This window comes from Pseudaquabacterium rugosum (genome assembly GCF_038066575.1).
In the GTDB taxonomy this organism is placed as follows: Bacteria; Pseudomonadota; Gammaproteobacteria; order Burkholderiales; family Burkholderiaceae_C; genus Pseudaquabacterium; species Pseudaquabacterium rugosum.
In genome coordinates this window covers 105,911-118,819 of the sequence record NZ_JBBUTF010000002.1, presented here as the reverse complement: position 1 = coordinate 118,819, position 12,909 = coordinate 105,911, and the positions used below count along the sequence as shown (strand labels likewise).

Below are 12,909 nucleotides of genomic sequence, written 5' to 3'. Positions count from 1 at the left end.
CATGTCGCACCCGGCCTTCCATTCATGATCGATCCACCGTCAACCGCCCTCGCTGCCGCTGCTGCGGCAGATTCAGCGCCTCCGCCGCCAGCCGCTGCCGGCACGCGCGGCAGCGCGCGGCTGAATCAGGCGGTTCGTGGTGTGGCCCGGTCGGCCATGAAGCAGGGCGAGAAGGTGGTCCAGATCCGGACCACGATCACCTTGGGCGCTGCCCGACGATCGCCGCAGACCGCCGCAGCCCGGACGGTGCAGCTGTTGAACCCCGCACAGATCAGCGTGTCGCGCTGGTCGAGCCGACACCGGGATAGCTTTCTCGGTGCTGCGTTCCAAGACCTCAAAAGGAGCATCCAGCATGACGGCAAGAATCAGATCCCTGTGCTCGTTCGGCCATTGCGAGCGGTCGGCAGAACCACGCCGGAACCCCGGTACGAGCTGGCCTATGGCCATCGGCGCCTTCAGGCCTGCATTGAATTGGGCCTGCCCGTGCGGGCCATCGTCGAAGAGCTCTCCGAAGGGGACCTGGTAGCGAAAATTCATGCGGAGAACCAGGCCCGTGAGCCCTTGTCGGCCTTTGAGGCCGGGTGCTTCTACAAGCAGCTCCTGCAGGCGCAGCTGTTTGCCAGCGAACGCAAGCTGGCCCAAGCCTTGGGGATCGACCAGGCGGGCGTCAACCGGAAGGTGTGGCTGGCGTCCTTGCCTGCCGACTTCCTCCAGATCTTCGGGAACCCGCTGGCGATCAGCTGCGACGACATCAAGCGCTTGCGCGCCGCCTGGAATCGGGATGCCCAAGGCCTGCAGCGTCAAACGCATGTGCTGCTGGACACCGAAGGACCGTTGCCCGCCAAGCAGGCAATCGCCCGGCTGACGCTGAACAGCGGGCCCCGCGCTGATGGAGGCTCCATCACCGCCCTTCCCGCGTCGTCGCCGATGACCGGCCTCGCGACCAGCCCCGTCGTCGAAGTGCAGGGATCAGGATCGGACGGCTTGACGCTCCGGGTGAACGCCAGGCTCGACGCCGCCGAGCAAGCGGCATTGAGGCAGCACGTCGAGCGCTTCGTGCAAGCGCTGCACGGTGTTCGGGACCTGGCCGCCTGAACTTGCCGCCAGATGGCGCCCCACACCCACCCCGCCTGCGCAGCGGCGGTAGATCGACACCCTGCCCGAGCTTGGCCTAAGATGCCGCCATGGCACTGCCCCGCGCCCTGAACACACTGATCTGCCGCGCGCTGATCGGTGTGTTCCTGTTCGCGCAACTGGCGATATCGGCCTACGCCTGTCCGGGCCAAGGCCAGATGGTGATGGCTGCCGTGATGGACGAGGCTGCCGCTACGGTCGACATGTCGGACGACATGCCCAGCGGCTGCGAGCAGATGGACAGCCAAGCGCCCAACCTCTGCGCCGAGCACTGCAAGGTGGGGCAGCAAAGCAGTGACGTGACCCCGGCACCGATGGTGGCGCCGCCGGTGCTGGCGCTGCTGTACGAGGTGGCCGCGCTGACCCAGGTGCGCCATGCCTCTCCACGGCCGCCCGACCGGGTGGCCTGTGCGGCCGCTCCGCCGCCACACGCAATCCTGCACTGCGTCTTTCGCATTTGATCTCCTGACATCCGGCACAGGGCAGCGAGCCTGAGCGCCGCTGCTTGTGCTACTTGGCCGGCTTGCGTCCCCCGCACCCGCGGAGCCACAGGCCAACGACCCCGCTGTGGTCCGTCTGGAGATTTCATGCTTCCCACCCCTTGCCGTGCAGCCGCCGCGCTGCTGTTGGGCATGCCTGCGCTGGTGGCGCAGGCCGCCCCCTTGAGCCTCGACGACGCCCTGCGCCTGGCCGAGGCGCGTTCGTATCAACTCCCGGCCCAGGAGGCCGCCGCAGCAGCTGCGCGCCAGCGTGCTGTTGCCGCCGGGCAGCGCCCTGACCCGGTGCTCAAGATCGGCCTGAACAACCTGCCCATCGACGGCCAGGACCGCTTCAGCCTGACCCGCGATTTCATGACCATGCGCTCGGTGGGCGTCATGCAGGAGTGGACCCGGCCGGCCACGCTGGCCGCACGTGCGGCGCGTTTTGAGCACGAGGCCGAGGTGGCCGAAGCCGGCCGCCAGGCCGCGTTGGCCGATCTGCAGCGCGAGACCGCCATCGCCTGGCTGGACCGCCACTTCCAGCAACGCCTGCGCGGTCTGTTGCAGCGCCAGCGTGGTGAAGCGCTGCTCCAGGTGGACGCCACCGAAGCCGCCCATCGGGGCGGCCGCGGTGCGCAGGCCGATGTGCTGGCCGCCCGCGCTGCGGTGCTGCAGATCGACGACCGGCTGGCTGCCGCAGACCGCGACAGCGCGGCGGCCGGCACCGCGCTCAGCCGGTGGGTGGGCCAGACGGTGGACGATGGACTGGCTGCACCGCCTGACATGCTGGCCACGCAGCTGCGTGAAGACACGCTTGAGCGGCAAATGGAAGCGCATCCGCAACTCAGGCTGATGCGCGGCCAGGAGGCAACTGCCGCCGCCGAGGCCGAGGCGGTGCGGGCCGCACGCCGGCCCGACCCGAGCGTCGAGCTGATGTTCAGCCAGCGTGGGCCGGCCTACTCGAACATGGTGTCGGTCAACGTGTCGATCCCCTGGCCCTGGGACCCGAAGAACCGGCAAGACCGGAACCTGGCCGCCAGCCTCGCCGTGGTCGAACAGATGCGCGCCCTGCGCGAGGAGGAAACCCGCGCGCGCACCGCGCAAGCCCGCGGCGCGCTGCAGCAATGGCAGGCCAACCGGGCCCGGCTGCAACGCTACGAGCGCGACCTGCTGCCACTGGCCACCGACCGCACCCAGGCTGCGCTGGCGGCTTACCGGGGCGGGAGTGCACCGCTGACGGCGGTGCTGGACTGCCGCCGCGCCGAGCTCGACATCCGCATGGACCAGCTGCGCTTGGACATGGAAACCGCCCGCCTGTGGGCCGAGCTGCGCTACCTGATGCCGGCGGACACCGCCCCGGCCACCCCCACCCGCTGAGGCCAGGACCATGACACTCAAACCCCTTGTGATCACGCTGGCCGCACTGGCCACCCTCGGCGCTGGTGGCTACGGCATCTACCGGGCCGGCATACAGCGTGGCATGGACGTGGCGACACCCGCAGCGCCAGCCACCGGCCCGGCGCAGACGGCGGCTCCCGGCAAGTTGCCGCAGAGCATTGCAGAAGGCGAAGAGGCCACGCGCCGGCACGTGCGCGCCGGCTTGAAGGCGGGTGATCTCGACCCTGCGACGGGCCAGAAAATCTTGTACTACCACGACCCCATGGTGCCGGGGAACAAGTTCGACAAGCCGGCCAAGTCGCCGTTCATGGACATGATGCTGGTGCCGGTCTATGCCGGCAGCGGTGGCGGCGATGGCAGCCAGGTCACGGTCAGCCCGCGTGTGCAGCAGAACCTGGGCGTGCGCACCGCCGAGGTCACGGAAGGCCGCTTGTCGCCCCAGGTGGCCGCCGTGGGCAGCATCGCCTGGAACGAGCGCGACCAGGTCATCGTGCAGGCACGCGCCACCGGCTTTGTCGAACGGCTGCATGTGCGCGCCACGCTCGACCGCGTGGCTCAGGGCCAGCCACTGGCCGAGCTGTACGTGCCCGAGTGGATTGCCGCGCAGGAAGAGTTCCTGTCGGTGCGGCGCATGCAAGGCAGCGACCTCGCATCGCTCGTCGACGGCGCACGCCAGCGCATGCGCCAGGTGGGCATGAGCGAGGCGCAGATCAACGCAGTCGAGAGCAGCGGCCGCACCCAGCCGCGCTTCACGCTGTTGGCCCCCATCGGCGGCGTGCTCACCGAGCTGCTGGCGCGCGAGGGCATGACCGTGATCGCCGGCGCCACGCTGTTCCGCATCAATGGCACCGGCACCGTGTGGGCCAACGCCGAGGTGCCGGAAAGCCAGGCGGCGCTGCTGCGCCCTGGCGCCAAGGTGCAGGCCAGGAGCCCTGCCGTGCCGGGCATGGCCTTCGACGGCAAGGTGCAGGCCATCCTGCCGGAGGTCAACACAGCCACGCGCACGCTGAAGGCGCGGCTCGAACTGGCCAACCCCGGCGCACGTCTGGTGCCGGGCATGTTCGTGCAGATGCAGTTCATGGACATGCGCGCCGAAAAGGCGCTGCTGATTCCGACCGAGGCCGTGATCCAGACCGGCAAGCGCACGGTGGTGATGCTGGCGGAGCAAGGCAACAGCAACGGTCGCTTCCGTCCGGTCGATGTAGAGATCGGCATCGAAACCGGGGGGCAGACCGAAGTCAAACGCGGGCTGCAGGCCGGGCAGCGCGTGGTGGTGTCGTCGCAGTTCCTGATCGATTCGGAGGCCAGCCTGAAGGGTGTGGGGGCCCGACTGAACCAGGAGCCCCGGCCCGATGCCGCCAACACCGCACCGCGCCATCAGGGCGAGGCCACGGTCGACAGCCTCGGCCGCGATGCCATGACGCTGTCGCATGGGCCCATTCCGTCACTCAAGTGGGGCGCGATGACCATGGACTTCAAGCCGCCGCCAAAAGGCCTGCCACGTGGCCTGGGCGTCGGCGACAAGGTCGGCTTCGAGTTCTACATGGACACGCAGGGCCTGCCGCAGCTGACGGCGGTGACGGTGCTGGCCCCCGCCAACCAGGCCGCGGCCTCCGCCGCCAAGCCCGGGAGCAAGCCGTGATCGCCGCGTTGATCCGCTGGTCGATTGGCCACCGCTTCCTGGTGCTGCTGGCCACGCTGATGCTCAGCGCCTGGGGCGTGTACTCGTTGCTCAGAACGCCGCTGGACGCGCTGCCCGACCTGTCGGACGTGCAGGTCATCATCCGCACCACCTACCCCGGCCAGGCGCCACGCATCGTCGAGAACCAGATCACCTACCCGCTGACGACGACGATGCTGTCGGTGCCGGGCGCGAAGACGGTGCGTGGCTACTCGTTCTTCGGCGACAGCTTCGTCTACGTGCTGTTCGAGGATGGCACCGACCTGTACTGGGCCCGCTCGCGCGTGCTGGAGTACCTGAACCAGGTGCAGTCCCGCCTGCCGGCCGCGGCCAAGGCTTCGCTGGGGCCGGATGCCACCGGTGTCGGCTGGATCTACCAGTACGCCTTGGTCGACCGGGGCGGCACGCAAGACGCGGCCCAGTTGCGTGCGCTGCAGGACTGGTTTCTGAAGTACGAGCTGAAGACCGTGCCCAACGTGGCCGAGGTCGCGTCCATCGGCGGCATGGTGCGCCAGTACCAGGTGGTGCTCGATCCCGACAAGCTGGCCGCCTACAACATCGCACACACCACGGTGGTGGCAGCGCTGCAGAAGGCCAACCAGGAAGCCGGTGGCTCGGTGCTCGAGCTGGGCGAGGCCGAGTACATGGTGCGGGCCTCCGGCTACCTGCAGGGGCTGGACGACTTCCGCCAGGTGCCACTGGTGACCACGGCGGCTGGCGTGACGGTGCGGCTCGGTGACGTGGCGCGCATCCAGGTCGGGCCCGAGATGCGGCGCGGCATCGGTGAACTGGATGGCGAGGGCGAGGCCACCGGCGGCGTGGTCGTGATGCGCTCGGGCAAGAACGCACTGGAGACCATCGCCGCGGTGAAGGCCAAGCTCCAGCAGCTGCAGGGCAGCCTGCCCAAGGGCGTGGAGATCGTGCCGGTCTATGACCGCTCCGGGCTGATCGAGCGTGCGGTGAAGAACCTCGGCTTCAAGCTGCTCGAAGAATTCATCGTGGTCGCACTGGTGTGCTTCGCCTTCCTGTTCCACCTGCGCTCGGCCTTCGTCGCCATCGTCAGCCTGCCGCTGGGCATCTTGATGGCCTTCATCGTGATGCAGCACCAGGGCGTCAACGCCAACATCATGTCGCTGGGCGGCATCGCGATCGCCATCGGCGCCATGGTCGACGCGGCCGTGGTGATGATCGAGAACGCGCACAAGCACCTGGAGCGCTGGAGCCACAACCACCCCGGCCAGAAGCTCGACGGCGAGGCGCGCTGGAGGGTGATTGGCGACTCTGCCGCCGAGGTTGGGCCGGCACTGTTCTTCTCGTTGCTGATCATCACGCTGTCCTTCATCCCGGTGTTCACGCTCGAGGCACAGGAGGGGCGCTTGTTCTCGCCGCTGGCCTTCACCAAGACCTACGCGATGGCTGCAGCGGCGGGGCTGTCGGCCACGCTGATCCCGGTGCTGATGGGCTACCTGATCCGTGGCCGCATCCCCGATGAAAGGACCAACCCGCTCAATCGCGCGCTGATCGCGGTCTACCGCCCGCTGCTGGACGTGGTGCTCCGCTGGCCCAAGTTCACGCTGGCGCTGGCTGGCGTGGCGCTGCTGGCCAGCCTGTGGCCGCTGCAGCACATCGGCGGCGAGTTCATGCCCAGGCTCGACGAAGGCGACCTGCTCTACATGCCGTCGGCCTTGCCGGGCCTGTCAGCCGGCAAGGCGGCCGAGCTGCTGCAGCAGACCGACCGGCTGATCAAGACCGTGCCCGAGGTTGCCAGCGTGTACGGCAAGGCCGGCCGCGCCGAAACGGCCACCGACCCGGCGCCGCTGGAGATGTTCGAGACCACGATCCAGTTCAAGCCGAAGAGCCAATGGCGGCCCGGCATGACACAGGACCAGCTGGTCGACGAACTGGACCGCATCGTCAAGGTGCCAGGCCTGGACAACATCTGGGTGCCGCCGATCCGCAATCGCATCGACATGCTGGCCACCGGCATCAAGAGCCCGGTGGGCGTGAAGGTGGCGGGCGCTGACCTGGCCACCATCGACCGCCTGACCGGTGAGATCGAGAAGGTGCTGAAGGACGTGCCGGGCGTGAGCAGCGCACTCGCCGAGCGCCTGACTGGCGGCCGCTACGTGGACGTGAACATCCGCCGCGACGCCGCCGCGCGCTTTGGCATGAACATCGCCGACGTGCAGTCGATCATCACCACGGCGGTGGGTGGCGACAACATCGGCGAAACGGTCGAAGGCCTGCAGCGCTTCCCGATCAGCGTGCGCTATCCGCGAGAGCTGCGCGATTCACTGGACAAGCTGCGCCAGCTGCCCATCGTCAGCGAGCGCGGGGCGCGCCTGGTGCTGTCGGACGTGGCCGACATCCGCATCACCGATGGCCCGCCGATGCTGCGCAGCGAAAACGCGCGGCTGTCGGGCTGGGTGTATGTGGACGTACGCGGCCGCGACCTGCGCTCTGCGGTGCAGGACATGCAGCGCGCCGTGGGTGCCAAGGTGCCACTGCCGGCCGGCTACTCGGTGTCGTGGTCGGGGCAGTTCGAGTTCCTGGAACGGGCCACGGCGAAACTGAAGGTGGTGGTGCCGTTCACGCTGCTGATCATCTTCGTGCTGCTGGTCCTGACCTTCCAGCGCGTGGACGAGGCCTTGCTCATCATGGCCACCCTGCCGTTCGCGCTGGTGGGTGGCATCTGGCTGCTGTACCTGCTGGGCTACAACCTGTCGGTGGCGGGTGCAGTGGGCTTCATCGCGCTGGCCGGCGTGTCGGCCGAGTTCGGCGTGATCATGCTGCTGTACCTGAAGACCGCCTGGCAGGAACGCCTGGACGCCGGACGGGCGGATACCGATGCCCTGCTGGCTGCCATCCAGGAAGGCGCTGTGCTGCGCGTGCGGCCCAAAGCCATGACGGTGGCTGTGATCCTGGCCGGCCTGTTCCCGATCATGTGGGGATCGGGCACCGGCTCAGAGGTGATGCAGCGCATTGCCGCGCCGATGGTGGGTGGCATGGTCACGGCACCGCTGCTGTCGATGCTTGTGGTGCCAGCGGCCTACCTGTTGATGCGACGGCGCCGGGTGCGGCCGGCTACGTCACCGGGTTCGCCGGAGGCCAGTCATGCCATGCGCTGAATCACTGCGTGTGCACCGAGCGAGGCACTTCTTTGCCCTGGCCATGCTGGCAGTCCTGGCCGCTTGCGCCACGGTGGAGGAGCATCCGTGCCGCACCTGCGACGAGCCTCGCGAGGGCTTGCTGGCCCTGCCCCCGGCCACCCGCCCCCGGATGGCGCTGGTTCTGTCCGGGGGTTCGGCTCGCGGATTCGCCCATGTTGGAGTGATCCGCGTGCTGCAGGCTCAAGGGGTCGAGCCTGACATCGTGGTCGGCAGCAGCGCCGGGGCCATCGTGGCGGTCGGCTGGGCGAGCGGTCTGAACGCGCCGCAGCTGACCGAGGCCGCCCGGGCGCTGGAGATGTCCACCTTCGCCGACTTCACGCTGCCCGACCTGGGCCTGCCCGTGCTGGGCGGTGAGCGCGGCTGGGTGCGCGGCGAACGCCTGCGCCGCTGGATCGACCAGGTAGCAGGCGGGCGACCTCTGGAGGCGCTGCCGCGGCGGGTGGCCGTGGTGGCCACCGACCTGCAGAGCGGACGCCCGGTGGCCTTCACCCACGGATCGGCCGGGCTGGCCGTTCAGGCCTCGGCGGCGGTACCCGGTGTTTTTGTACCACCGCTCATTGGCGGCAGACCCTATGTCGACGGCCAGGTCAGCAGCCCGGTACCGGTGACCCTGGCCCGATCACTGGGAGCCGAGGTCGTGATCGCCGTGGATGCCACCTTTCCCCCCGAGCACGCCGAGATCGCACACACCGTTGGCGTGCTGTCCCAGGCCTTCACCATCGCCACGCAGCGCGTCAAGATGCATGAACTGGCCCAAGCCGACCTGGTGATCACGCCGCAGATCCGCACCGCATCGCAGCTGGGCCTGGCCGACCGCGAGTGGCTGATGCGTGCCGGTGAGCACGCAGCACAGGAGGCTTTGCCCAGGCTGCGGGGGCTGCTGTCGCCAGGGTACAGGCCATGAGGGATCGTGCCCTGCCAAGGGTGTGACCACGGCCGGGATGGTGCCGGACGACCTGTGCAACACGTGTCGGGCCAAGCCATCGGATTCCGCGGCCCCCGGCTTCAGCCGGTGGCAGGCGGAGGCGGAAACAGCATGGTCACGCGGACAGTTCGATCCCGGGAGGTCGCGGCGACGCTTCCGCCGTGCGCGGCCACGATGGCCTGGGTGATCGACAGCCCCAGCCCGGCGCCTTCGGCGGCCGGATGAGCCCGCGACGGGTCCACGCGGAAGAAGCGGTCAAACACGCGGGACAGGGCCTCGGGTGGAATGTCGTCGGCAGCGTTCTCGACGCTGACGGTCACACCCGACGCCGCGTCGGTGATCTTGACCAGCACCGGGCTGCCGAGGTCACCATGCCGCACGGCGTTGGACAGCAGGTTGCTCACCGCACGGCGGAACATCAGCCGGTCGCCATCGATGACACCGTCGCCGGCCACACTGAGCCGCAGCCGCTTCTCCTCCGCCACCGCGTCGTAGAAGTCCAGCAGCGCCTGCACTTCGGCGGCAGCTGTGAAGCGCTCGCGGTTCGGCAGGGCCATGCCACGTTCAGCCTTGGCCAGGAAGAGCATGTCGGCCACCATGCGGGCCATGCGCTCCAGTTCCTCCGCATTGGAAGCGAGGATTTTGCGGTAGGTCGGGGCATCGCGCCTGCTGGACAGGGCCACCTGCGTCTGCGTCAGCAGGTTGCTGATCGGGGTGCGGAACTCGTGCGCCAGGTCCGACGAGAACGCCGCCAGACGGCGGTAGTCCTCTTGCAGGCGATCCAACATGCCGTTGAGTTCGGTGGCCAGGGCGGCCATTTCGACCGGCACGGCGTCCACCGGCATGCGTTCTTCAAAGGCGTGCCCAGAGACCGCCGCCGCCCGGGTGCGCATCGCGCGCAACGGTGCCAAGCCCTGGTGCGCGGCCAGCCAGCCCAACACGCCGCTGACGGCCACAGCGATCAAGGCATACAGCAGCAGCGTGCGGCGCAACTCGGCCAGGAAGTGCGCGTGGTGCACGGTATCGACGGCGGCAAGCACCTGCAGCGGGTGGGCCTGGTCGTAGGCCGGCGTGACCAAGAACGTCGTCGCCCGGAAGTCCCGTTCGCCGACACGCCAATGCAGGACTGAAGGCCGTGAGCCGGCGGATGGCAGGCCGCCTTGCACCAGCGCCGACGCCGGCACCTCGAAGTTCTCCGGCTGGTACAGCACGCGCCCCTGCGCATCCTTGACCACGACGTACAGGCCATCGTGGTGGCTGAGCGCCTCGCCCAGGCGCCATTTGACGTCTTCGACCGAGTTCGCGCTCCGCACAATGTCGTCGATGAGGTGCTGCTTGTCCTGCAAGGCGCCACGATCCAACTCAGCGAAGTGTCGGTCCGTCGCCTGGATGAACACCAGCCCCAGCCCCAGGACGATGATGGCCCCCAGGACCGTGAAGAACAGGGTCAGGCGCTGGGTCAGCGGCAGTCTGCGCAGCACTCAAGGCTCCTCGGGCTCGTCGAGCACGTAGCCCATGCCCCGGACGGTGTGGATGAGCTTGACCTCGTGGCCCTCGTCGATCTTGACGCGAAGGCGGCGCACGGCCACCTCGATGACGTTGCTGTCGCTGTCGAAATTCATGTCCCAGACCTGCGAGGCAATCAGCGACCTGGGCAGCACCTCACCGTGCCGTCGCATCAGCAGTTCCAGCAAGCCGAAGTCCTTGGCGGTGAGGTCGATGCGCTTGCCCGCGCGGTGAACCCGGCGGCGCAGCAGGTCCAGTTCCAGATCGCCGACCCGCAGAGAGGTGCTCTCGGTGCCGCTGCGGCCGCGGCGCAGGATGGTGCGCACCCGCGCCAGCAGCTCGGCAAACGAGAAGGGCTTGACGAGATAGTCGTCGGCCCCGAGTTCAAGGCCTTTCACGCGATCCGTGATGTCGTCCCGGGCCGTCAGGAAGAGAACCGGCATCTGCAGCCCACGACCACGCAAGGACTGCAGGATCTGCCAGCCGTCCAGGCCAGGCAGCATCACATCAAGGATGACCAGGTCGTAATGGCTCTGAAGCGCGAGCTGCAGGCCTTCGGCGCCATCCTGCGTCCAGTCCACGACAAACCCCGCCTCGGTCAGGCCCTGGCGGGTGTAGTCCCCGGTCTTGGGTTCGTCTTCGACAAGCAGGAGCTTCACGGCCGAGTTTCCGGTGTTGCTGGGCCACCAGTTTGACCGACTCCGTCTCACCTGTTAGCCAGATAACAAAAATGTAAACAACAGCTCAGCTTGGTGTCGGGTCCTGGTTTTGAGAATGCGTCCAACGAAATTCGCTCTCTCTGACGAGGCCCCATGCCCTATCCAGCCCGACTTCCATTGCGGCAGTTCTTTCTGCCGGGCGCCCTGCTGATGCTGAGCGGCATGTCGCTCGCTCAAACCAGCACGGAATCGACCAAGCCCGCCCAGCCGAGCCAGCTGCAGTACGTATCGCCGCTGCGAGCCTACAAGGCCTACGCCGACCAACCGGTGGCGTCGTGGCGGGAGGCCAACGACCGGGTGGGGCGCATTGGCGGCTGGCGTGCCTACGCAAAGGAGATGCAGACAGGTGAGGCTGCCATGGACGTGCCTACGGAGCAGGCCAAGCCGGCTGCGTCGTCGGCCGACCCACACGCGGGCCACCACGGCGGGGCGAAGCGATGAAGCGGGCGCTCAAGAGCCGCTGGGGCCGGCTGGTACTGACGGGGGTCTCCATCGCCGTGCTGTCAGGCTGCGCCAGCATCAGCGCGGATCACACCGTGGCCCGCGTGAACGACGAGGCCGCCAGCTTCACCGAAGGCCGACTGGTGTTGGCACGCACCGACGCGGAGCGCGAGAAGCGCTCTTCGGCCGCCAGGGAACTGCTGGCCAAACCCCTGGGCCAGCGCGAAGCCGTGCAACTGGCGCTGGCCAACAGCCCCGCGCTGCAGGCCTTACTGGCCCAGGGCTGGGCAGAGTCGGCCGATGCCGCGCAGGTCGGACGCATCGCGAATCCGATCTTCAGCTTCGAGCGCATGGTTGCCGGAGACTCGCTGGACATCGGTCGCTCGCTGGCGTTCGGCCTGCTCGACGTGTTGACCGTCCCTGCTCGGCAAGGTGTGGCCAACCGTCGCATTGAGCAATCGCTGCTGCGATTGACCACCGAGGTGGTGGACCAGGTGACGCAGGTGCGCCAGGCCTGGGTGCGCGCAGTGGCGGCCGGACAGACGCTGAGGTACGCCCAGCAGGTGTTCGACAGCGCGGAAGCCAGCGCCGAACTGGCGCGCCGCATGCAATCCGTGGGCAACTTCAACCGCATCACACGGGCTCGAGAACAGTCCTTCTATGCCGATGCCGCCACCCGACTGGCCACTGCAACGCATCAAGCAACTGCTGCCCGCGAAGAATTGGTGCGTGTGCTGGGTCTGGACGAAGCGCAGGCCCTGACGCTTCAATTGCCCGAGCGCCTGCCCGACCTTCCCAAGCAGGCGCTGGAGCCGCAGTCGGTGGCGGCGATGGCCACCCGCGGCCGGCTGGACATCCGGTTGGCACAGGCCGCACTGGATGCATCGGCCAAGGCGCAGGGGCTGACCACGGTGATGAGCTTCACTGACATCGAGCTCACCGCGCGCCGCAACACCGCGTTCGACAACGCCGCCGGGAGCCGCAGCACGGCGCGAGGCTACGAGGTAGGCGTTCGTCTGCCGCTGTTCGACTGGGGCGGCATGCAGCGCGATGCCTGGAGCGCGCGCACCCTGGCCGCCGCCCATCAGCTGGAGGCGACGGTCCGCACCGCGGGTTCCACCCTGCGGGAGAGCTACTCGGCCTATCGCACCGCCTATGACATTGCGCGGCACCAGCGCGACGAGGTGATCCCGCTGCGCAAGGTGATCGCCGAGGAAAACCAGCTTCGCTACAACGGCATGCTCATCGGGGTGTTCGAGCTGATGGCCGATGCCCGCGACCAGGTCGGCACCGTGATGGCCGCCATCGACGCCGAGCAGCAGTTCTGGCTGGCCGATGCGGCGCTGCAGGCCTCGGTCATCGGTCGTCCCACCTCCGCCAGCCTCGCTGCAACCGCTGCCGCCCCCAGCAGTGGTGGCGGCGCAGGCCACTGACATCAGCTTCGGAAGCAAGGATT

The 12,909-nt window shown here is 68.3% G+C and carries 10 protein-coding genes; 8 read left to right on the top strand and 2 right to left on the bottom strand.

The window, feature by feature from the left end:
• Positions 1-24: 24 nt before the first annotated feature.
• The 6 genes from AACH11_RS01145 (at position 25) to AACH11_RS01120 (ending at position 8,766) form a co-directional block, all read left to right on the top strand.
• Positions 25-1,095 (top strand): ParB/RepB/Spo0J family partition protein, encoded by a 1,071-nt coding sequence (locus AACH11_RS01145; protein ID WP_341372352.1) that lies wholly within the window; start codon positions 25-27, stop codon positions 1,093-1,095.
• An 89-nt stretch (positions 1,096-1,184) separates the two neighbouring features.
• Positions 1,185-1,595 (top strand): hypothetical protein, encoded by a 411-nt coding sequence (locus AACH11_RS01140; protein WP_341372351.1) that lies wholly within the window; start codon positions 1,185-1,187, stop codon positions 1,593-1,595.
• 126 nt (positions 1,596-1,721) lie between these two features.
• Positions 1,722-2,990, top strand: a complete 1,269-nt coding sequence (locus AACH11_RS01135) for a TolC family protein (protein ID WP_341372350.1) — start codon at positions 1,722-1,724, stop codon at positions 2,988-2,990.
• A gap of 10 nt (positions 2,991-3,000) precedes the next feature.
• A complete protein-coding gene (locus tag AACH11_RS01130; RefSeq protein WP_341372349.1) occupies positions 3,001-4,653 on the top strand; it encodes an efflux RND transporter periplasmic adaptor subunit in 1,653 nt (550 codons plus the stop codon).
• The gene (locus AACH11_RS01125) at positions 4,650-7,820 is read left to right on the top strand and encodes an efflux RND transporter permease subunit (protein WP_341372348.1); all 3,171 of its coding nucleotides are present in this window, start codon (positions 4,650-4,652) and stop codon (positions 7,818-7,820) included. Before AACH11_RS01130 ends, AACH11_RS01125 begins: the two co-directional genes overlap by 4 nt.
• A gap of 43 nt (positions 7,821-7,863) precedes the next feature.
• Entirely contained in the window at positions 7,864-8,766 is a 903-nt protein-coding gene (locus tag AACH11_RS01120) for a patatin-like phospholipase family protein (protein WP_341372347.1), read from the top strand.
• A 101-nt stretch (positions 8,767-8,867) separates the two neighbouring features.
• Here AACH11_RS01120 and AACH11_RS01115 read toward each other — a convergent pair whose 3' ends face one another.
• Entirely contained in the window at positions 8,868-10,268 is a 1,401-nt protein-coding gene (locus AACH11_RS01115; protein ID WP_341372346.1) for a heavy metal sensor histidine kinase, read from the bottom strand.
• Positions 10,269-10,952 carry a heavy metal response regulator transcription factor gene (locus tag AACH11_RS01110; RefSeq protein WP_341372345.1) on the bottom strand — a complete coding sequence of 228 codons (684 nt, stop codon included), beginning with the start codon at positions 10,950-10,952 and terminating at the stop codon, positions 10,269-10,271. It lies immediately after the preceding gene.
• Positions 10,953-11,105: 153 nt separating this feature from the next.
• Here AACH11_RS01110 and AACH11_RS01105 point away from each other — a divergent pair, with 153 nt between their 5' ends.
• The gene (locus AACH11_RS01105; RefSeq protein ID WP_341372344.1) at positions 11,106-11,453 is read left to right on the top strand and encodes a hypothetical protein; all 348 of its coding nucleotides are present in this window, start codon (positions 11,106-11,108) and stop codon (positions 11,451-11,453) included.
• Positions 11,450-12,886, top strand: coding sequence for a TolC family protein (locus tag AACH11_RS01100; RefSeq protein WP_341372343.1), 1,437 nt, complete (start codon positions 11,450-11,452; stop codon positions 12,884-12,886). Before AACH11_RS01105 ends, AACH11_RS01100 begins: the two co-directional genes overlap by 4 nt.
• The last annotated feature ends 23 nt before the right edge of the window (positions 12,887-12,909 follow it).